Source organism: Nocardioides nanhaiensis (assembly GCF_039542785.1).
GTDB lineage: Bacteria > Actinomycetota > Actinomycetes > Propionibacteriales > Nocardioidaceae > Nocardioides > Nocardioides nanhaiensis.
Genome location: NZ_BAABIM010000001.1, coordinates 1,420,869 through 1,441,334 on the forward strand (window position 1 = coordinate 1,420,869; position 20,466 = coordinate 1,441,334).

Below are 20,466 nucleotides of genomic sequence, written 5' to 3' on the forward strand. Positions count from 1 at the left end.
CTCATCCTCCCCAACGCCAGCGGCCGGGCAGCAGTGGGCGTCCGCGCGCGGCCCTCACGATCCACCCGGCCAGGACCAGCCCGCCGAGGCCGAGACCGCCGAGCAGCAGCGCACCGGCGATGCCGCCACCCGTGCCCTCCCAGGGGTCGTAGCGCGTGTCGCCGACCTCGTACCACTCGTCGGGGTCGCCGAGCCCGGCGATCAGCGGAGGCAGGGCGGTGCCGGGGTCGCCCACCAGGTCAGAGGCGGAGACCGAGGCGAAGGTGCGTCCGCCGAACACCTCGCTCTCGCCGGACTCAGGACCCGACCAGATGATCAGGGACCCCCGCTCCACGCCGAGCTCGGCACCGATGCGGTCGGTGAGCTCGACGGACCACAGTCCGACCTGCTGCTCGGCGGGCCAGACGATCACGTAGACCGGCAGCTCGGCGTCCGCCACGGCCTGCACGACCGCGGCCTCGCCCTCCTCGCTGATCAGCCTGCGACCGTCGGACGGCACGAACACGCCGTCCTCGCGCAGGGCGGCGACGGCCTCGTCGACCCGGTCGCTCCGGCTGGCGAGGAGCGCGGGGACGCCGTCGGGGGCGCGCGCCGCCCGCAGGTCGTCCTGGAAGATCCCGACGACGACGGCCGCGACCACGCCCAGCAGCAGCGCGACCAGCAGGTTGAGCGCGCCGCGCACCACCCCGATCCGGGACCGGCTCACGACCGTCCCCCGCGCTCGCGGCCCAGCTCGCGCCACAGCTCGTCGCCCAGCGCGCCGAACCCGGTGCGGGCCCACACCGAGTCGACCTCGTAGTAGGGGACCGGCCGCGAGCGGGCCCACCGGCGCAGCCCGCCCGCGGGGGAGGTGAGCAGGGTGTTGGTCTCGCGGCCCTTGCGGATCCGTGCGGCGCACTGCTCGCAGACCGGGACGTCCAGCCCCCCGCCGACCGGTGCCCGGGTCCTGCCCTCGCCGTGGGTCGGGTTGGTGAAGCACGGCACCCAGTGGCCGTCTCCGCGACGGCGCACCACCGACCAGGCGGTCTCGGCCAGCACCCAGGCGCCGACGGCGGCGAGGTCGTCGCCGGTCTCGACCGCCCGCTCGTCCGGCCCGGCGTCCAGCAGCCGGCGGGCCTCCTCGATGCTGCCGCGGGCGAGGTCGACCGACTCGTCCGGCAGGTGTCGCACCAGGGAGCCCGACAGCTCGGTGTCGGTGCGCTCGAGCCGGTCCGCGGCGCGTCGTCGCAGGCTGGCCGGGTCGTGCCGGTAGCCCAGAGCGGTCCAGGGCTCGTCGGCCTTCTCGGACCTCTCGGGCTTCTCGCCCCTCGTGCTCGGCCGAGACGCCGGCGCGGTGACGGCGGCCGGCCCCGCGCGCCACGCCGTCACCGCCTGGAGCAGTCGGTAGCCCAGCGCAGTGACCAGGAGCAGCGTCAGGGTGACGGCGAACGACGCCTCGCCGGGAGTCGCGGGACTCCAGGACTGCTCGGCGTCGTAGTCGGGTGTGGCGTAGGCCCAGGTGCTGCTGGCGTAGGAGTCGGCCTGCTCGGTGCTCAGCGGCTCCGGGCGGTCGATCGGCTCGTTGCGCTCGTTGTACTCCCGGTCGGGGAACGCGCCGTCCTCGGCCACCCGTGCGGCTGCCTCGAGCGCGGAGGCCAGGTCGGTGACCGAGGCGAGGCGCGCGTCGTCCTCGCCCCACCGCTCCTGGGCGGCCTCCTCCATCTGCGCGTGCGCGTCGTAGCTCAACAAGGAGAGGTCGGTCTCGGTGTTGGTGGAGTCGGTGCCCAGGTCGCCGTAGACCTTGAGGGCGCCGATGCCCAGGTTGGTCTCGACGACGTACACACCGGGCACGTCCAGCTCGTCGTGCAGCAGGACCGCCAGCTGCTCGTCGGCGTTGGACGGGTCCAGCCCCACCGGCGTGGTGGTGGCCACGGCGAACACGGGCACGCCGCCGGCCTCGGCCCGCTCGGCCAGCCCGAGGAGGTGCTCGCGCACCTGCTCGGTGTGGCCGTTGCCCATCGTCGACTCGACGACGACGGGGCTCTCCCGCAGCGCCGCCACCATCTCGGGGAGGGTGTCGACGTAGCCGGGCGTGCCGCCGTCGTCGGTCTCGCTGGTCACGCCGGCCAGCCTTCCCCGAGAGGCGTCAGGTCAGTCCTTCAGCTCGCAGATCACGGCGCCGTTGGTGACGGTCGCGCCCACCTCGGCCTGCAGGCCGGTCACGGTGCCGGCCTTGTGCGCCTTGAGGGGCTGCTCCATCTTCATGGCCTCGATGACCACGACGGTCTCGCCCTCGGTGACCTGCTGGCCCTCCTCGACGACGACCTTGACCACGGTGCCCTGCATCGGGCTGGTGACGGCGTCGCCGCTGGCGGCCGCGCCGGCCTTCTTGCCGGCCGCGCGCTTGGGCTTCTTCGCCCCGCCCCCGCCGGGTGCGGCCACGCCGCCGCCGAGTCCGGTTGGCAGCACGACCTCGAGCCGCTTGCCGCCGACCTCGACGACCACGCGCTGGGTCTCCTCGCGCTCGGCGGCCTCGCCGGCCTCGCCGTCGTAGGGCTGGATCTGGTTGTCGAACTCGGTCTCGATCCACTGCGTGTACACGGTGAACTCGCCCTCGCCGGTGGGCGTGGAGGCGCCCACGTAGGCGGGGTCGTCGAGCACGGCGCGGTGGAAGGGGATCACGGTGGGCATGCCGTCGACGCCGAACTCGGCCAGCGCGCGCCGCGAGCGCTCGATGGCCTGGGTGCGGTCGCGGCCGGTGACGATGAGCTTGGCGATCAGGGAGTCGAACGAGCCGGGGATGGTCTCGCCCTTCTCGTAGCCGCCGTCGACGCGGACGCCGGGGCCCTGCGGCGGCGACCACTCGGTGAGGGTGCCGGGCGCGGGCATGAAGTTGCGGCCGCCGTCCTCGGCGTTGATCCGGAACTCGATGGAGTGACCGCGGATCTCGGGGTCGCCGTAGCCGAGCTCCTCGCCGGCGGCGATGCGGAACATCTCGCGCACGAGGTCGATGCCGGTGACCTCCTCGGAGACGCAGTGCTCCACCTGCAGGCGGGTGTTGACCTCGAGGAAGGAGATCGTGCCGTCCTGGGCCACGAGGAACTCGCAGGTGCCGGCGCCGTAGTAGCCGGCCTCCTGCAGGATCCGCTTGGAGGACTCGTAGAGCTCGGTGAGCTGCTCCTCGCTGAGGAAGGGCGCGGGCGCCTCCTCGACGAGCTTCTGGTTGCGACGCTGCAGCGAGCAGTCGCGGGTGGAGACCACGACGACGTTGCCGTGCTGGTCGGCCAGGCACTGGGTCTCGACGTGCCGCGGCTTGTCGAGGAACTTCTCCACCAGGCACTCACCGCGACCGAAGGCGGTCACGGCCTCGCGCACGGCCGAGTCGTAGGCGTCGGGGATCTCCTCGATCGTGCGCGCCACCTTCAGACCGCGGCCGCCGCCGCCGAAGACGGCCTTGATGGCCACCGGCAGGCCGTTGGCCTCGGCGAAGGCGACGACCTCGTCGGCGTCCTTGACCGGGTCCTTGGTGCCGGGGGCCAGGGGCGCGTTCGCCTTGTCGGCGATGTGCTTGGCCTTCGCCTTGTCGCCCAGCGCCTCGATGGCGGCGGGCGGGGGGCCGATCCAGGTCAGCCCGGCGTCGATGACGGCCTGGGCGAAGTCGGCGTTCTCGGCGAGGAAGCCGTAGCCGGGGTGCACCGAGTCGGCGCCGGAGCGCTCGGCCACGGCGATGATCTTGGCGATGTCGAGGTAGGAGTCGGCCGGCGTGGCGCCCTCGAGGGAGTGGGCCTCGTCGGCGAGTCGCACGAACAGCGCGTCGCGGTCGGGCTCGGCGTACACGGCGACGCTGCCGATGCCGGCGTCGCGGCACGCCCGGATCACCCGGACGGCGATCTCGCCACGGTTGGCGATGAGGACCTTCTGCAGCGGCCTGACCTGCGACTCGGGCAACGGGACTCCTGGGGTGCTGGGACAGTGCTGGTACGTGGAACCGCTCGGACGGTACTCCGTCCCGCAGGGTAGCGCCCGCCTCCCTCGGGCGTGAGGTGCGGACTGCGCCCTGGGACGACCATGACCGACGTCACAGTGGTGGGGGTGCGCGGCTCGGCCGTGGGGCCCGGGCCGCCTATGCTCGGTCGACGTGGGCGGACTGGTGGAGTACACGCAGGAGCGCAAGGGGTTCTGGCACGAGCCCGACGGGCAGCCGACCTCGGAGAGCAATGCCCTGGCGGCCTGGGTGCCGCGCGCGCACCTGATCCTCACCGACCTGGCCGGCACCTACCACGGCGTGGTGGGCGAGGCCGAGCTCGCCGCGCAGCTGCAGGAGCAGAGCGGCATCCACACCACCCGGCCGCACGCCAGGTGGATGGAGAAGGTGCTGACGCCGGTCGCCACGCTGTGCGAGCACGCGGGCGAGCCGCCGCTCACCTCGCTGGTGGTGACCCCCGAGACCGACGACCTCCCGGCCGCCCGGCTGCGCCTGGAGTGCTACCGCTGGGCCGGGTCCGCGCCGGCCGACGGCGGCGAGCCGAGGCCGCTGCGGCCCTCGAGCGCCCGCGCCCCCCGCGCCCGGGCCACCACCGGCGGCACCCGTGCGCCGCGCGAGCCGCGAGCGCCGCGCGAGCCGAAGCCGGTGGCCCCCAAGCGGGTGGCCAAGACCGACCGGCCGGTCACGGTCTGCCCCACCTGCTACATGGCGATCCCCGCCACCGGCGTCTGCGACAACTGTGGCTGACGCCGGTCGGCTCTGCGGTTAACAACCGTTAACCCAGCGGGTAGCATGGGTCACATGACCTACGAGCTGTCCCGTGAGCACGAGGAGTTCCGCCGCAGCGTCCGCGACTTCGCGGAGGCCGAGATCGCGCCCCACGCGGCGCAGTGGGACCGGGAGCACCACTTCCCGGTCGACGTCGTCCAGAAGCTCGGGGGTCTGGGGCTCTTCGGCCTCACCGCTCCCGAGGAGTACGGCGGCGCCGGCGAGGACGGCGACTTCACCAGCCTGTGCGTGGCCATCGAGGAGCTCGGTCGCGTCGACCAGTCGGTCGGCATCACGCTCGAGGCCGCCGTCGGCCTGGGCGTCAACCCGATCCTCACCTTCGGCAACCAGGCGCAGAAGGACACCTGGCTCCCCGACCTGGTGGCCGGTCGCCGCCTGGCCGGCTTCGGGCTGACCGAGCCGGGCGCGGGGTCGGACGCGAGCGCCACCCAGACCAAGGCCGAGCTGGTCGAGGGCGAGTGGGTGGTCAACGGCGCCAAGCAGTTCATCACCAACTCCGGTTCGGAGATCACCAGCCTGGTCACCGTCACCGCCCGCACCGGCGTGCGCGAGGGCGGCAAGCCCGAGATCAGCACGATCATCGTGCCCAGCGGCACGCCCGGGTTCACCGCCGAGAAGGCCTACGACAAGCTCGGCTGGCACGCCTCCGACACCCACCCGCTGACCTTCGAGGACGTCCGCGTCCCCGAGGCCAACCTGCTGGGCGAGCGAGGCCGCGGCTACGCGCAGTTCCTGGCCACGCTCGACGACGGTCGCGTCGCCATCGCCGCGCTCGCCGTCGGCGCGATCCAGGCCTGCGTCGACCACTGCGTCGCCTACGCGGGGGAGCGGCAGACCTTCGGCGGCCCGATCGGGCGCAAGCAGGGGGTCGCCTTCCAGATCGCCGACCTCGAGGTGATGCTGCACGCCAGCCGGCTGCTCACCTACCGCGCCGCCGCCATGAAGGACGCCATGGACCGCGCCGCGCGCGGCGAGGGCACCGCGCCCTCGATGAAGGAGTTCAAGCAGGCGGCGTCGGTCGCCAAGCTCTACACCTCCGAGTCGGCGGTCACCGCCACCCGCATCGCCACCCAGGTCTTCGGCGGCTACGGGTTCATGGAGGAGTACCCGGTCGCCCGGCTCTACCGCGACGTCAAGGTGCTCGAGATCGGCGAGGGCACCTCGGAGGTGCAGCGGATGCTGATCGCGCGGGGTCTGGGCCTGCCCGTCGAGTAGGCCCGGGGCTGCGGGGTACCGCTACCGGTGACCCCCGTCACGCTCCGGTGCCGGGCGCCCTCGGACCCTCGGAGGTTGCCGTGCCCGCACTCCCCGCCTTCCTCGCCCGCGAACGCACCGTCGCCGGGCCGGGCTACAGCCGCTGGCTGATCCCGCCCGCGGCGCTGGCGGTGCACCTGTGCATCGGCCAGGTCTACGCCACCAGCGTCTACAAGAACGCGCTGGTCGCGCACTTCGACTCCAGCCTCACGGCCGTCGGGTGGATCTTCTCGATCGCGATCGTCATGCTCGGCCTCTCCGCCGCGGTCATGGGCACCTGGGTCGACCGTAACGGGCCGCGCGCGGCGATGTTCGCCTCGGCCTGCTTCTGGTCCACCGGCTTCCTGGTGGGCGCGCTCGGCATCGCGAGCGGTCAGCTCTGGCTGGTCTACCTCGGCTACGGCGTCATCGGCGGCATCGGCCTGGGCATCGGCTACATCTCGCCGGTCTCGACGCTGATCAAGTGGTTCCCCGACCGGCCGGGGCTCGCGACCGGCATGGCGATCATGGGCTTCGGCGGCGGCGCGCTGGTCGCGAGCCCCGTCTCGGGTCGGCTGATGGAGCTCTACGACTCCGGCTACGACGCCGCCGACAGCGGCTCGGTGGCCAGCGGCAACGCCGTCATGCTCCTGTTCCTGACCCTCGGCGTCGTCTACCTGGCCTTCATGATGTTCGGTGCCTTCACCGTGCGGGTGCCGGCCGACGACTGGAAGCCCGAGGGCTGGGACCCCAGCGAGGTCAAGCAGAAGTCGATGGTCACCACCGCCAGCGTCTCGGCCGGCAACGCCATCCGCACGCCGCAGTTCTACCTGCTGTGGGTCGTGCTCTTCTGCAACGTCACGGCCGGCATCGGCATCCTCGAGCAGGCCTCCCCGATGATCCAGGACTTCTTCCGCGACGGCTCCTCCTCGGCCGTGACGGCGGCCGCGGCCGGTGGCTTCGTGGGGCTGCTCTCGATCGCCAACATGGCCGGGCGCTTCGTGTGGTCCTCCACCTCCGACGTCGTGGGCCGCAAGCCCATCTACATGGTCTACCTCGGCGTCGGGCTGGTGCTGTACTTCCTGCTCGCCACCGTGGGCGCCAACTCCACGGCGCTGTTCGTGCTGCTGGCCGCGGTGATCCTCTCCTTCTACGGCGGCGGCTTCGCCACCATTCCGGCCTACCTGCGCGACCTGTTCGGCACCTACCAGGTGGGCGCCATCCACGGCCGCCTGCTGACGGCGTGGGCGGCCGCGGGCATCGCGGGGCCGCTCATCGTCAACGCCTTCCTCGACGCCCAGGGCACCCCGGGCGAGCTGACGGCGGACGCGTACCGCCCCGCGCTGCTCACCATGGTGGGCGTGCTCGGGGTCGGCTTCGTGGCCAACCTGCTGGTGCGCCCGGTCGCCGAGCGCTTCCACGAGCCGCACGCGCCGGCCGAACCCACGACCGACGCCGAGACGCAGCCCAGCGGGGCAGGGAGGAGCGAGCGATGACCGGACGGATCGCGTTCTCGTGGGCCCTGGTGGGCCTGCCGCTGGCCTACGGCGTCGTCGAGACGCTGCGCAAGGCCGCCAGCCTGTTCACCGGCTGAGAGTCACACCTCGGCGGGGCCCGGCAGGGCCTCGCCGAACGTGCACACCGTGAGCGCGTCCAGGTCCGGGTCCGCCCCGAGGTGCTCGGGGCTGCGCATGGCGAGCATGACGTTGAGCAGCATCCCGTGGGCGATGAAGTCGCGCACGGAGTCGTCGTCCAGGCCGGTGCTGCGCAGCGTGGCGGAGATGCGTGCCATGCCGGTGCGGGCGTGGGCTGCGATCTCGGGGACGCTGCCGGCGGAGAAGCCGTGCATCATCACCTGGAGCAGCGCCTGGTCGGCCACCAGGTCGGTGTAGGCCTCGCCGAGCTGCGCGACGCCGTCCTCGGTGGCGACGTCGAAGCCGTCCTGGGCCGCGACCCCCGCGAAGGCGTCGTGGATCCGGGCGACGGCGTGGTCGAAGACCTCGAGGAACAGCTCGAGCTTGGTGCCGAACATCCGCACCACGTAGGGCTGGGAGACCCCGGCCTGCCGGGCGACCGCGTCGGTGCTGGTGCCGTGGTAGCCGCCGGCGGCGAAGGCCTGCACCGCCGCGGCCAGCACCTGGCTGCGGCGGTCTGCCGCGCTCATCCGGCCGGTCGGCTCCTGGCTGTCGTCCGCACTCATGGTTGACAGGTTATCAGTCGATTACTTACGCTCCGGGTCGTAGTAATCATTCAATGCCTTCCAGTCCTGAGGAGCTCCGCATGACCACCCTCGCCCCCGCTCCGGAGCCGCGCCTGCAACCGCCGGCAGCGCGCCGCGTGCCCGTCTGGCTGGCCGTCGTGGCCGCCTCCCTGCCCATGTTCATGGCCACCCTCGACAACCTGGTGCTCACCACCGCGCTGCCGGTGGTGCAGGCCGACCTCGGCGCCAGCGTCGGCCAGCTCTCCTGGTTCCTCAACGCCTACACGCTCACCTTCGCCACCTTCATGCTGCCGGCGGCCGCGGCGGGCGACCGGCTCGGCCGGCGCCGGGTGATGCTGGTCGGGCTGGTGGTCTTCACGCTCGCCTCGATCGCGGCGGCGCTCAGCACCACCTCCGAGGCGCTCATCGCCGCCCGCGCCGTCCAGGGCCTCGGCGCGGCCGCGATCATGCCGCTCTCGCTGGTGCTGCTGGCCGCGGCGGTGCCCGCGGCCCAGCGCGCGGTCGCGATCGGCGTGTGGGGCGGCGTCTCGGGGCTGGGGGTCGCGCTCGGCCCGGTGGTCGGCGGCGCGGTGGTCGAGGGCATCAGCTGGCAGGCCATCTTCTGGCTCAACGTGCCCGTGGCCCTGGTTGCCCTGCCGCTGCTGCTGGTCGCGGTGGGGGAGTCCCACGGCCCGCGCCAGCGCATCGACCTGCTCGGCGCCGCGCTGCTCGGCGGCGCGGTGGCCCTGGGCATCTGGGGCATCGTGCACGGCAACGACGACGGCTGGGGCTCTGCGCAGGTGCTCGTGCCGCTGGTGGTCGCCGCCCTGCTGCTGCCCGCCTACCTGGTGTGGGCGCGGGGTCGCTCCGACGCCGCGCTGCCGCTACGGCTGTTCTCCTCGCGCGGCTTCTCGGTGGCCAACGCCGTCGGCCTCTTCTTCACCCTCGGCATGTTCGGCGCGGTCTTCCTGCTCTCGCAGTACCTGCAGATCGTGCAGGGCTACAGCCCGCTCGAGGCGGGGCTGCGCACCCTGCCCTGGACCGCGGCCCCGATGGTGGTGGCCCCGATCGCCGGTGCGCTGGTCGGCCGGGTCGGCGTGCGCGCCCTGCTGCTGGTCGGCCTCGTGGCGCAGACCGTCTCCTTGGTCTGGTTCGCCGTGCTCACCGAGACCGGCGCCGACTACGGCTCCTTCGTGCTGCCGCTGGCGCTGGCCGGCATCGGCATGGGGCTCACCTTCGCCCCGAGCTCCACGGCAGTGCTCATGGACCTCCCCGAGGGCGACTTCGCGGTCGCCAGCTCGGCCAACTCCACCATCCGCGAGTTCGGCGTGGCCCTCGGCGTCGCGGTGCTGACGGCGGTGTTCCTCGGCAACGGCGGCCAGCTGACGCCGCTCGGCTACGACGGCGCCGTGGGCCCCGCGCTGCTCACCGGGGCGGCTGCGGTGGCGGTGGCTGCTCTGGCAGCGCTGTTCGCACCGGGTCGGTCGGGTCGGCCGGGTCGCCCGGGTCGCCTGGGTCCCGCGGCAGCGTCTCCGGTGCCGCCAGCCACGGCAGCAGCGCCAGGGCACTGATCAGGCCGGTGACGGCGAAGGCCCAGCCGAAGCCGGCGCGGTCGGCGATCACGCCGATCAGGATCGGACCGACGATCGCGCCGGCGTCCTGGCACATCTGGAAGGCCGCCAGCACCGGGCCGCCACCGCGGGCGGTGCCCACGACGTCGGCGACGGTGGCCTGCTGGGCAGGGTTGAGCAGACCGGCGCCGAGACCGGAGAACGCCGAGAGGGCGAACAGCACCACCAGGTCGGTGCTGAGGCCCACCAGGCCCAGCCCCACGGCGGTGATGGCGAGGCCGGCCAGGACCAGCGGTCGCCGGCCCGCCGAGTCGGCCCAGCGACCCGCCACCTGCAGGGCCAGGGCGGTGCCGGCGGCGGCGATCGCCAGGGCGACACCGGCCACCCAGGTGTCGTCGTGGATCGCGACGGCGAACTGCGGCAGCACCGCCACCCGCACGCCGAAGTTGCACCACCCGTTGGCGAAGGCCGAGGCCAGGCAGGCCCGGTAGGCGGCGTGCCCCCACGCCTCGCGCAGCGCCATCGGCGGGGGAGGCGGGCCGTCCTCGGCGGGGCGCAGGCTCGCGCCCGAGAGACGCAGCGCGACCGCCGCGGCCGCCACCAGCAGCGCTGCGGCGTACACCAGGAACGGCAGGCGCAGGCTCACCTGCGCCAGCAGGCCGCCCACCACGGGGCCGAGCATGCCGCCGAGCAGGAACGAGCTGGCGTAGAGCGAGGAGACGCGGCCGCGGATCGTCGGGGGCGCCAGCCGCACCAGCAGCGCCATCGCCGAGACGGTGAACATGGTGGAGCCGATGCCGCCCAGCCCGCGCAGCACGATCAGCTGCCCGTAGCTCTGGGCGAAGGCGGTGGCCGCCGAGGAGGCCGCGACCAGCGTGAGACCGGTCAGGTAGACCGGCCGCTCGCCGAGCCGGGTCACCAGCGCGCCGCCCGCCGGGGCGAAGACGAGTCGGAAGAACGCGAACGCCGAGACCACCGCGGAGGCGGCCGCCACGCCGACGTCGAAGCTGCGGGCGTAGGCGGGCAGCACCGGCGTCACCAGGCCGAAGCCGATCGCGATCACGAACGCCGAGACCACCAGCACCCGGATCTCGCCGGGCACGGGCACCCGCTCGGCCCGGGGACGCCCTGTCGGGGCGCGGCCGGGGAGCCTCACCGCGCCCAGAGCCCGGTCCAGGAGTGGCCGAGCGCGGCCAGCTGCTCGCGCAGCAGCGGCAGGCTGACGCCGACCACGTTGTGCGGGTCGCCCTCGATCCGGGTGACGAACGCGCCGCCCAGCCCGTCGAGCGTGAAGGCCCCGGCCACCTGCAACGGCTCGCCGGTGGCCACGTACGCGGCGATCTCGGCGTCGCTCAGCTGCGCGAAGTGCACGGTGGTGGAGGCGGTGGCCGAGACGCTGCGGCCCGAGCCGGTGTCGCGCAGGCAGTGCCCGGTGTGCAGCACGCCCGGGCGGCCGCGCATCTGCTGCCAGCGCGCACGCGCGACGGCCGGGGAGCCCGGCTTGCCGTAGGCCTCGCCGTCGATCTCGAGCACCGAGTCGCAGCCCAGCACCAGCGAGCCCGCCGGCGCGGCCCGACGGTCGGCGACGGCGGAGCACTTCAGCTCCGCCAGGCGCAGCGCGAGCTCGGCCGGCGCCAGGCCCTGCACCTGTGACTCGTCGACGCCGGAGACGACCACGACGGGCTCGACGCCGGCGGCGCGCAGGGTGGCCAGACGGGCGGGGGAGGCCGAGGCCAGCACGAGCCGGACGGGCCGTCCGAGGGGAGGAGCGGGGGTCACGACCGAACCCTACGAGGTGCCGCCGACCTCCACGCGGGCGACGGCCCTCAGTCGCGGGCGGTCGTGGGCGGCGTCGTCGTCGCCGTCGAGCACACCCGTGGCCCACCACATGCGCAGCCGCCGACCGTGCACCTCGAGGGTGGCCAGGTTGTTGTCGAACCAGGGCCCCTTCTTCAGCTTCCAGTGCAGCGGGGCGTCAGGGACCTTGGCCGACCGGGCGACCACGTGACCCAGGGGTCCGGCCACGCCGTAGGAGAGCGCGGCGGTGGCGAAGCGCCACTTGCGCGAGAGGGGGTTGCGGATCGGCGAGCAGACCGCCTGAACGATCGCGCTGCGCACCGGTGCCTGCCCACGAGCCGCGCGGCGGGTGGGGGCGGCCGTCGAGACGTAGCTGTGGTGCACGTCGCCGGAGAGGAAGGTGACGGTGCCGGGCGTGGTGCCCCGATGGCCGCGCGCCACCTCGAGCACCATGGCGCTGACGGTGAGGAAGGCGTCCTGGAACGCGGCCCAGTGCTCCAGGTCGGCCACCTGGCGCAGGTGCTCGCCGACCCGGGTGCCGCGGCGTCCCCACGCGCCGCCCGCGAGCGCCTCGTTGAAGGCCTCCACGTAGTGGAGCCCGGGCGCGAGCAGGAAGGGCAGGGAGGTGCCGATGAGCAGGTGGTCGACGTCGCCGCGCAGCTGGGCGTCGAGCCACTCCATCTCGTGGGGGTCGAGGAGGCTGCGACTCTCGGGCTCCAGCACGCGCGCCGCCCGCGAGTCCACGACGACGAGCCGCGCCTGGTCGCCGAACTGGCGGGCGAAGCTCCAGCGGTAGGACTCGGGCTCCTGGTCGGCCCTCTCGGCGAAGGCGTCGAGCAGGGAGGAGGCGTCGAGCTCCCCGGGACCCTCGTGGGCGGTGATCTGCTGCCAGATCTCGTCCTGCGCCAGCTCCTCGGGCGAGAGGTTGCCGATGTGCTGGTAGACCCAGTAGCTGGCCAGGGCCGCGACGATCCGACCGTGCCACCAGGGCCGTGCCTCCATCGAGTCCTTCCAGGCCTGGGAGGTGTTCCAGTCGTCGCGCACGTCGTGGTCGTCGAAGATCATCAACGAGGGCAGCGTGCTCAGCAGCCAGCGGTTGACGGGGTCGCTCCAGGCGAGCCGGTAGAGGTGGGCGTACTCCTCGAAGTCCTGCAGCTCCTCGCCCGGCGGCTCCTCGAGGCTGCGGCGGGAGGCGATGAACTCCTGCATGGCGTCGGTCGTCTCGTCGGCGTAGACCTGGTCGCCCAGGAAGAGCACCAGGTCGGGCCAGCGCACCTCGTCGCCCGGGTCGGGGTCGTCCTCGTGCGCGGCGTCGGTGAGCCCGGCCATCCGCAGCGCGTAGGCGCGCAGGGCGTCGACGCCGTGGGTGCGGTTGCCGTCGGCGTCGTGGCCCACCGAGGTGCGGCAGGACCCGAACGCCAGCCGCAGCGGCTTGGCGTCGTCGAGCGTCGGCGCCAGAGGTGCGGGCAGTGCCGGCACCGCCGGGTCGGCCGGCGGCCACACCTGCTGCTCCTCGAGCAGCACCCGGTAGGTGGTCTTGGACCTCTTCGCCAGGTCGGTCAGGCACACCAGGGCGAAGTGGTGCCCGTGGACGGCGAACGTGGGCGCCTCGGCGCGGACCTCGCCGGCCTCGACGACCACCGTGCCCGCCCGGTCGGTCTCGACCCAGACCGAGGCCCGGGTCTCGTCGACGTACCTCAGCATGGGACCGAGCACGAGCGACGGGGAGGTCATCTGGTGACGGTATCCCGTGGGGGGCAGCGTCACCGCACGGCGTCAGCGCAGGTCAGCGGGGCAGTCCGCTGGCCCGCCAGCCGCCCGGGCCGGCGGGCGCCGTGCGCCGCACCAGGCGCTCGGGGTGCGCCCACGAGGAGCGGGGTCGGCGCGGTGCCGGTGCCGCGCCGCCCAGCGACGCGACGACGCCCAGCAGCGCCGCCACCTCCTCCGGCGTCGCGTCGCCGCGCACGACCCGGAGGACGGGGCGCTGCGGCTCCGTGGTCTCGGGTTGGGCGTCGGGTCGGGCGTCGGGGGTGCTGTCCGTCGTCGGCTCGCGGTCGTCACTCATGGGTTGCTCCTGCTGGTCGGCTCACGGCCTGCGGTGGGGTCGCCGACGCGGCGCGAGCCGCCCTCCCCCGCTTCGCTCCTCCGGTGCGTTCGCGCCGAGTCGGCTGGATCCCGCTGCTCGCGGAGCCACTTCGTGGCCCCACTCACAGCGGGATGTTCCCGTGCTTCTTGGCCGGCAGCGTCGCGCGCTTGCTCTTGAGCAGGCGCAGGGCGCGAACGACCTCGACGCGGGTCTCGTGCGGGCTGATGACGGCGTCCACGTAGCCGCGCTCGGCGGCGATGTAGGGGTTGGCCAGGGTGGTCTCGTACTCGTCGATCAGCTCGGCGCGCTTGGCCTCGACGTCCCCGCCGTCCTTCTCGATCTTCGCCAGCGTCTTGCGGTGCACGATGTTGGCCGCGCCCTGGGCGCCCATGACCGCGATCTGGGCCGTGGGCCAGGCCAGGTTGATGTCGGCCCCGAGGTGCTTGGAGCCCATCACGTCGTAGGCGCCGCCGTAGGCCTTGCGGGTGATCACGGTGACCAGCGGCACCGTGGCCTCGGAGTAGGCGTAGATCAGCTTGGCGCCGCGCCGGATGATGCCGTTCCACTCCTGGTCGGTGCCGGGCAGGAACCCGGGCACGTCGACGAAGGTGAGCACCGGGATGTTGAAGGCGTCGCAGAACCGGACGAACCGGGCGGCCTTCTCGGAGGCGTCGATGTCGAGCGTGCCGGCGAACTGCATCGGCTGGTTGGCCACGATGCCCACGGGGCTGCCCTCGACGCGGCCGTAGCCGACGATCAGGTTGGGCGCGAAGAGCTCCTGCACCTCGAGGAACTCGGCGTCGTCGACGATCGCGGTGATCACGTCGTGCATGTCGTAGGGCTGGTTGGCCCCGTCGGGGATCAGCGTGTCGAGCGCCCGGTCCTCGTCGGTGATCTCGAGGTCGGCCGGCTCGTCGTAGGTGGGCAGCTCGTCGAGGTTGTTCTGCGGCAGGTAGGAGAGCAGCGCCTTGACGTACTCGATGGCGTCGTCCTCGTCGGAGCCCATGTAGTGGGCGTTGCCGGACTTGGTGTTGTGCGTCCGGGCGCCGCCGAGGTCCTCCATCGTGACGTCCTCGCCGGTGACGGTCTTGATGACGTCCGGGCCGGTGATGAACATGGCGGAGGTCTGGTCGACCATGATCGTGAAGTCGGTGACGGCGGGGGAGTAGACGTGGCCACCGGCGCAGTTGCCCATGATCATCGAGATCTGCGGGATGACGCCCGAGGCGTGCACGTTGCGGCGGAAGATCTCGCCGTACAGGCCGAGGGAGACCACACCCTCCTGGATGCGGGCGCCCGCACCCTCGTTGATGCCGATGATGGGGCACCCGGTCTTGATCGCCAGGTCCATGACCTTGGTGATCTTCTCGCCGTACACCTCGCCCAGCGAGCCGCCGAAGACGGTGAAGTCCTGGCTGAAGACGCAGACCTGGCGGCCCTCGATGGTGCCGTAGCCGGTGACGACGCCGTCGCCGTAGGGGCGGTTCTTCTCCAGCCCGAACGCCGTGGAGCGGTGGCGTGCCAGCTCGTCGAGCTCGACGAAGGAGCCCTCGTCGAAGAGCAGCTCGATGCGCTCGCGAGCGGTCTTGCGGCCCTTGGCGTGCTGCTTCTCGATCGCCTTCTCCGAGCCCGCGTGCACGGCCGCGTCGAGGCGGCGCTCGAGGTCGGCGAGCTTGCCCGCCGTGGTGTGGAGGTCGAGGTCCTCGGGCACCTCGATGCCCTCGCCGGGTTGTGCGCTCACGCTGTGACCGTCCTTCGTCGTTCAGCTGTCGGGTGCTGTCAGATGCTTGGCCTGCTGGGACCGGTAGGTCAGGGTAGTGCCCGTGACCACCGACGCCGCCGCACGCCCACCCCTCGACGAGACCCGTCTGGTCGGCAACCCCGCCCTGCCGCCCGATCTCGAGGTGGAGCTGCACGCGACCCTGGGTTCCACGAACGCCCGGGCCGCCGAGCGGGCGCGCGAGGGGGCGGCCGAGGGGCTCGTGGTGGCCGCCGACCACCAGACCGGTGGACGCGGCCGGCTGGACCGCACGTGGGAGACGCCGGAGGGGACCTCCCTCACCTTCTCGCTGCTGCTGCGGCCCACCGTGCCCGCCGCCAGCTGGCCCTGGCTGCCCCTGATGACCGGGTACGCGGTCGCCAAGGCGCTGCGCGCCGGCGGGGTCGAGGCCGGCGTGAAGTGGCCCAACGACGTGCTGGTGGGGGACCGCAAGCTGGCCGGCATCCTCGTGGAGCGCATCGAGACGCCGCAGGGCCCCGCGGCGGTGGTCGGCGTCGGCATCAACGTGGGCATGGCCGCCGAGGAGCTGCCGGTGCCCGAGGCCACCTCGCTGCAGGTGGAGCAGGGCGAGGCCGCCGATCGCACCGACCTGCTCGTGGAGGTGCTGAGCGGTGTGCGCGAGGCCTACGACGCCTGGCAGGCAGGCGGCGAGCTGGGCGCCCAGCGGCTGGCGGAGAGCTACGCCGAGGCCTGCGTGACCGTGGGGCAGCAGGTGCGCGTCGAGCTGCCGGGCGGCGAGACGCTGGAAGGCACGGCCGTGGGCATCGACGCCGAGGGCCGCCTGCAGGTGCAACCCGCCGCGGGGTCCGGTGGCGGCGAGCAGGTGCGCGCGGTCGGTGCGGGAGATGTTCGCCACGTGCGGCCGGCCTCGTCGTGACGAAGAAGTGAGATGATCCCGCCGTGGGCATCTCGAGCAAGCTCCTCAACGAGGGAGAACGGGTGCTGGTCAGCATGCGCCAGCACCCCAAGGCGCTGTTCCCGGCGATCTTCGCGCTGATCGTCCTGCTGGCCGTGGGGGTGGCGGTCCAGGTGCTCGTCGACGTCGCCGCCGTCACGCTGGTGGTCTGGATCCTGGTCGCGCTCGCCATCTGCTGGTGGACCCTGCGGCCGGTGCTGCTGTGGGCCACCGCGGTGCACGCCGTCACCGACCGCCGCATCATCACGCGGTGGGGCATCGTGACCCGGCGCGGCCACGACATCCCGCTGCGGCGCGTCAGCGACATCTCGATCGAGATCAACCTCATCGACCGGCCCTTCGGCTGCGGCACGCTGATCATCACCAACGCCTCCACCGACGGCAACGTGCACCTGCACGACATCCCGCGGGTCGAGCAGACCAAGCTGCTCATCCACAACCTGGTCAACGACCTGCCCGAGTCCGCCCCCCGCCTCGATGACGGAGCCTGACCCGGCCGAGCGGCTCGAGGGCGCGATCCTCGGCGAGCAGCCGCTCTACGACGCCGCGCAGGTCGCCGAGAAGGCCGGCGTCACCCTCGACCAGGCCCGTCGCCTGTGGCGGGCCCTCGGCTTCCCCGAGCACGGCGGCGCCACCGCCTACACCGACTCCGACGCCGCCGCGCTGGCCACGCTGGTCGACGCCGTCGAGAGCGGGCTGGTCGACTTCGACCTGGCCGTCACGCTGACCCGCGCCGTGGGCACCACCCTGGCCCGGTTGGCCGACTGGGAGGTCTCCGCGCTGAGCCAGCGCGTCGACGACCTGGTCGCGCAGGCCGAGGAGCCGCTGACCCGCATGGACGTCTCGGGCCGGATGCTGGCGGAGCTGGGCCCCTCCTTCGAGCGGCTGCTGATCTTCTCGTGGCGCCGGCACCTCGCGGCCGCCACCACGCGGATGCTCGCGCTCGGCGAGAACGAGGAGGACCGCAACACCGTCGAGGTGACGGTGGGGTTCGCCGACATCGTCGCCTTCACCGCGCTCTCCAACGAGCTCTCCCGCGACCGTATCGGCGACCTCGTGGAGAAGTTCGAGTCACGCTGCGCCGACGTCGTTGCGGGCCAGCGGGGGCGGGTGATCAAGAGCATCGGCGACTCGGTGCTCTTCGTGAACGACGACCCCATCGCCGCCTACGACACCGCCGAGGGGATCATCAACGTCATCGGGCGCGACCCGCGGATGCCGGACGTGCGGGTGGGCCTGGCCAGCGGGCCGACGGTCATGCGCCTGGGCGACGTGTTCGGGCCACCGGTCAACATGGCCGCGCGGCTGACGGCCGTGGCACGACGCAACCGCATCATCATCGACGCCGAGACCGCGGCGCTGCTGCCCGAGGACCAGTTCGAGACCCGGCGGCTCCCCGCGCGACCGGTGCGGGGGTTCGGGCTGGTGGAGCCGGTCGCGGTGCGGCGGCACTGACGGCAGCGACGAGCCGCCCGGGGGTCGATTTGTTGGTCACGCGTCACGCCTGCGAAACAACTCTCAACGATGTCCGTACCCGTTCGGGTACGGCTCGTGAGCACCGGACCAGTCCCCAGAGTTAAATCTTCGGCTGAACGTTCCCGGGGCGCTCGAGGGTCCTTAACTTGGGGGGGTGCTGGAGGTGCAGGGTGTGCGTCTGGACGCGGCCGCGCGCCGTGTCTGGGTCGGCGACGCCGAGGTGATCCTCTCGCGCAAGGAGTTCGACCTGCTGCACGCGCTGATGGCGCGCGCCGGCGAGATCGTGAGTCGCGACGACCTGATGCGCCAGGTCTGGCACACCACCTTCTGGACCTCGTCCAAGACCATCGACGTGCACCTGGGCTGGCTGCGCCGCAAGATCGGCGACGACAGCCGCCACCCGCACCTGATCACGACGATCCGCGGGCAGGGGCTGCGCTTCGAGCTGACGGCGCCCGCCCCGCTCGGCTGACCCGGCCGCGACCCCGCTCAGCCGCGACCGAGCTCGGCCGCCACCTGCCGGACGGCGTCCTCGAGCGTGCCGCCGAGACCCTCGCCCGGCAGCCGGGCCTCGTGGCGCACCGCCCCGCGGGTCTCCTCGGTGAGTCGCAGCAGCGCACCCGCCAGGTCGTGGGGGTCCGTGCCCGCCAGGTGGAGGCCGTCGACCCAGGCCTCGCGGTAGCCACCGAAGGTGTTGGTGACGGTGGGGATGCCGGCCATCGGCAGCTCGAGGGCCAGGTGGCCGGGGTGGGGGCTGAGCATCAGGGCCAGACCGAGGTCGGTCTCCTCCAGGAGCCGGTGGTAGTCCTCGTAGCTGAGCTTGCCCAGCGGCTCGACCCGGGCACGCCCACCCAGGTGGACCTCGCCGGGCAGGGTCTCGCCCGCCAGCCGCACCACCCCGGTCAGCCCCGCGGGCAGCGCCTCGGCCCACAGCCGCAGGGCCGTGAGGCCGGCGTCGTACATGTTGCGGGGCTTGCCGGGGCGGGCGTAGAAGAGCACGCGCACCTCGTCGTCCGCCCCTGCGTCTGCAGCCGGCCGCCACCGCTCGGCCGCCGCGTGCATGGGTGCCGGGTCGAGGGCGGGGGCGAACACGGCCGCGGGGCGGGCGCCGGTCTGGTCGGTGAGGTAGCGCGCCAGGGAGGCGCTGTTGACCAGCGGGCGGAAGCCGGCCCCGTAGGTGGCCAGCGCCTGCGCGTGCTCGGGCCCCCAGGGGTAGAAGCCGGGCTCGTAGTCCTGGACCAGGTAGACCACGCGCTCGGGGTCGACGCGGCCCGCGCGGGCCGCGACGGCCAGGGCGTGCGCGGTCGTCCAGTAGGTGGCCAGCCACACGTCGTGGCCGGTGTGACCACCGGCGTCGCGCTGCGCGGGCGTCGAGAGCCGCAGGCCCTCGGCGACATCGGGGAGGCCCTCGGCGCGCACCAGCTCGGCCAGGGCGGCGCGGGCCTCGGCGTGGTCGCTGCCGCCGCGGGCGGGGGAGACCACGACGACGCGCAGCGGCCGTGCGAGCTCCGCGGCCAGCCGGGCCGCTGCGAGCACCGCTGTGCGGATGCCGGCGAAGAACTGGCCGGGCTCGAAGGCCTGCAGCACCAGCACCACCGAGGGGTCGCCCGCGTCGTCGGCGTCGGTGATGGTCAGCTCGCCGACGGCCTGCACGGCCGCGGAGGCGGGACCGGTCTCCAGGGGTGCGGTGACGACGGCGCGGGCGTCGGCGGTGGCGGGCGTGCCGGTCGCGGCCGGGGCGGCCGGGGCGGGGCGCACCCGCTTGAGGTAGCCCTGCGGGTTCTGGGTCAGGAAGTAGCGCTCGCAGCGCTCGTCGACCTCGAACTCCTCGGTGCGGGCGAGGAACTCCTGGGCGGCCTCGAACGGCCCGGGGCCGTGCTCCGGGGCCGCCGGGTGGCCGTTGACGTTGGTGTCCTCGACGATCAGGTAGGACCCCTCCGTGACCAGGGGCGCGTAGGCCTCGAGCTCGGCCGCCACGTGCCCGGCGGAGTGGTCGGAGTCGAGGATCACCAGCACCGGGAGCGCGGGGTCGATCCGCTCGTGCACCTGCGCCAGGATCGCGGGATCGACCGAGGAGCCGGTGAGGTAGGTCAGCCGTGGGTGCTGGGGGCGGTTGGGCTGCACGTCGACGTCGATGGTGACCACCTGTCCGCGCCCGGCCAGCTGCAGCCGGTCGGCGATGAACAGGGCGCTGCCGCCGCGGAAGGTGCCGGTCTCGATGACAAGGCCGGGCTTCAGGTCGTCGATCAGCTCCTGGTAGACCCACATGTCGGTGGGGCACTTGTAGGCGCGGGTGCCGCGGTAGAACGTGTCCTTCCAGGTGCGGCGCGAGACGTGGTAGTAGAGCAGGTGGAACTGGTCGACGATCGCGTCGCGCACCGCGGCCGGCGGCTCGGGCACCGGCTGGGTGCGCGGCTGCCACAGCGCGCGGAAGGCGCCGGCCAGCGACTCCTGCATCGGGCCGCCCACCGAGGCGGGGTCGAGGGTGTCGAGGAATTCGCGCACCTCGCGCCGGCTGGGCGCGGACCGCTCGGCCGGCTGCGCGGGCCGGCCCGGCTGCTGGCCCGGCTGCTGGCCCGCCCGCGGATCCAGGCGGCGGGCGGCGGCGGAGCGGAGGCGCGAGAGTCGGTCGGTCACGCCGCCTGACTGTAGTG

General features: G+C 73.3%; 18 protein-coding genes and 1 pseudogene. 9 read left to right on the top strand and 10 right to left on the bottom strand.

Annotation, left to right across the window (positions count from 1 at the left end):
- Window position 1: 1 nt before the first annotated feature.
- From ABD948_RS06765 to ABD948_RS06775, 3 genes are read right to left on the bottom strand one after another with little or no spacing between them, the layout of a single operon-like run.
- Window positions 2-706, bottom strand: coding sequence for a hypothetical protein (locus tag ABD948_RS06765; protein WP_345263944.1), 705 nt, complete (start codon window positions 704-706; stop codon window positions 2-4).
- Complete coding sequence (locus ABD948_RS06770; RefSeq protein WP_345263946.1) at window positions 703-2,100, bottom strand: hypothetical protein; 1,398 nt, start codon at window positions 2,098-2,100, stop codon at window positions 703-705. The genes ABD948_RS06765 and ABD948_RS06770 overlap by 4 nt, the downstream gene beginning before the upstream one ends.
- Before the next feature lie 30 nt (window positions 2,101-2,130).
- Window positions 2,131-3,927, bottom strand: coding sequence for an acetyl/propionyl/methylcrotonyl-CoA carboxylase subunit alpha (locus tag ABD948_RS06775; RefSeq protein ID WP_345263948.1), 1,797 nt, complete (start codon window positions 3,925-3,927; stop codon window positions 2,131-2,133).
- A gap of 190 nt (window positions 3,928-4,117) precedes the next feature.
- Between ABD948_RS06775 and ABD948_RS06780 the strand changes: the two genes are divergently transcribed.
- From ABD948_RS06780 to ABD948_RS22120, 4 genes are all read left to right on the top strand, one after another.
- Entirely contained in the window at window positions 4,118-4,711 is a 594-nt protein-coding gene (locus ABD948_RS06780) for a hypothetical protein (protein WP_345263950.1), read from the top strand.
- 54 nt (window positions 4,712-4,765) lie between these two features.
- Window positions 4,766-5,968 (top strand): acyl-CoA dehydrogenase family protein, encoded by a 1,203-nt coding sequence (locus ABD948_RS06785; RefSeq protein WP_345263952.1) that lies wholly within the window; start codon window positions 4,766-4,768, stop codon window positions 5,966-5,968.
- 80 nt (window positions 5,969-6,048) lie between these two features.
- The gene (locus tag ABD948_RS06790) at window positions 6,049-7,482 is read left to right on the top strand and encodes an OFA family MFS transporter (RefSeq protein WP_345263954.1); all 1,434 of its coding nucleotides are present in this window, start codon (window positions 6,049-6,051) and stop codon (window positions 7,480-7,482) included.
- The gene (locus tag ABD948_RS22120) at window positions 7,479-7,580 is read left to right on the top strand and encodes an MFS transporter small subunit (protein WP_425576532.1); all 102 of its coding nucleotides are present in this window, start codon (window positions 7,479-7,481) and stop codon (window positions 7,578-7,580) included. The genes ABD948_RS06790 and ABD948_RS22120 overlap by 4 nt, the downstream gene beginning before the upstream one ends.
- A gap of 3 nt (window positions 7,581-7,583) precedes the next feature.
- On the opposite strand, the gene ABD948_RS06795 is transcribed toward ABD948_RS22120, so the two are convergent.
- The gene (locus ABD948_RS06795; protein WP_345263956.1) at window positions 7,584-8,186 is read right to left on the bottom strand and encodes a TetR/AcrR family transcriptional regulator; all 603 of its coding nucleotides are present in this window, start codon (window positions 8,184-8,186) and stop codon (window positions 7,584-7,586) included.
- A gap of 80 nt (window positions 8,187-8,266) precedes the next feature.
- On the opposite strand from ABD948_RS06795, the gene ABD948_RS06800 reads away from it, so the two are divergent.
- Window positions 8,267-9,757: an MFS transporter gene (locus ABD948_RS06800; protein WP_345263958.1), complete on the top strand. Its 1,491-nt coding sequence runs from the start codon at window positions 8,267-8,269 to the stop codon at window positions 9,755-9,757.
- Here the strand turns inward: ABD948_RS06800 and ABD948_RS06805 are convergent.
- The 5 genes and pseudogenes from ABD948_RS06805 to ABD948_RS06825 all read right to left on the bottom strand — a co-directional run.
- A pseudogene (locus tag ABD948_RS06805) lies at window positions 9,756-10,913 on the bottom strand (MFS transporter); the annotation flags it as partial. The gene ABD948_RS06800 and the pseudogene ABD948_RS06805 sit on opposite strands and share 2 nt — an antisense overlap.
- On the bottom strand, window positions 10,910-11,536 hold the full coding sequence (locus tag ABD948_RS06810) for a Maf family protein (RefSeq protein WP_345263960.1): 627 nt from the start codon (window positions 11,534-11,536) through the stop codon (window positions 10,910-10,912). The gene ABD948_RS06810 and the pseudogene ABD948_RS06805, both read right to left, overlap by 4 nt.
- Window positions 11,537-11,545: 9 nt before the next feature.
- Complete coding sequence (locus ABD948_RS06815) at window positions 11,546-13,288, bottom strand: alkaline phosphatase D family protein (protein WP_345263962.1); 1,743 nt, start codon at window positions 13,286-13,288, stop codon at window positions 11,546-11,548.
- Between the two features lie 52 nt (window positions 13,289-13,340).
- Window positions 13,341-13,619, bottom strand: a complete 279-nt coding sequence (locus ABD948_RS06820) for an acyl-CoA carboxylase subunit epsilon (protein ID WP_345263964.1) — start codon at window positions 13,617-13,619, stop codon at window positions 13,341-13,343.
- Between the two features lie 142 nt (window positions 13,620-13,761).
- The gene (locus tag ABD948_RS06825) at window positions 13,762-15,351 is read right to left on the bottom strand and encodes an acyl-CoA carboxylase subunit beta (protein ID WP_345264480.1); all 1,590 of its coding nucleotides are present in this window, start codon (window positions 15,349-15,351) and stop codon (window positions 13,762-13,764) included.
- A gap of 112 nt (window positions 15,352-15,463) precedes the next feature.
- Between ABD948_RS06825 and ABD948_RS06830 the strand changes: the two genes are divergently transcribed.
- The 4 genes from ABD948_RS06830 (at window position 15,464) to ABD948_RS06845 (ending at window position 18,284) form a co-directional block, all read left to right on the top strand.
- Window positions 15,464-16,297 (top strand): biotin--[acetyl-CoA-carboxylase] ligase, encoded by an 834-nt coding sequence (locus ABD948_RS06830; protein ID WP_345263966.1) that lies wholly within the window; start codon window positions 15,464-15,466, stop codon window positions 16,295-16,297.
- A 23-nt stretch (window positions 16,298-16,320) separates the two neighbouring features.
- Entirely contained in the window at window positions 16,321-16,827 is a 507-nt protein-coding gene (locus tag ABD948_RS06835; RefSeq protein WP_345263968.1) for a PH domain-containing protein, read from the top strand.
- Complete coding sequence (locus ABD948_RS06840) at window positions 16,814-17,791, top strand: adenylate/guanylate cyclase domain-containing protein (protein WP_345263970.1); 978 nt, start codon at window positions 16,814-16,816, stop codon at window positions 17,789-17,791. Before ABD948_RS06835 ends, ABD948_RS06840 begins: the two co-directional genes overlap by 14 nt.
- Before the next feature lie 175 nt (window positions 17,792-17,966).
- Window positions 17,967-18,284 (top strand): winged helix-turn-helix domain-containing protein, encoded by a 318-nt coding sequence (locus ABD948_RS06845; RefSeq protein ID WP_345263972.1) that lies wholly within the window; start codon window positions 17,967-17,969, stop codon window positions 18,282-18,284.
- Window positions 18,285-18,301: 17 nt separating this feature from the next.
- Here the strand turns inward: ABD948_RS06845 and ABD948_RS06850 are convergent, their stop codons facing one another.
- Window positions 18,302-20,449 (bottom strand): CmcI family methyltransferase, encoded by a 2,148-nt coding sequence (locus ABD948_RS06850; protein WP_345263974.1) that lies wholly within the window; start codon window positions 20,447-20,449, stop codon window positions 18,302-18,304.
- Between the last annotated feature and the right edge of the window lie 17 nt (window positions 20,450-20,466).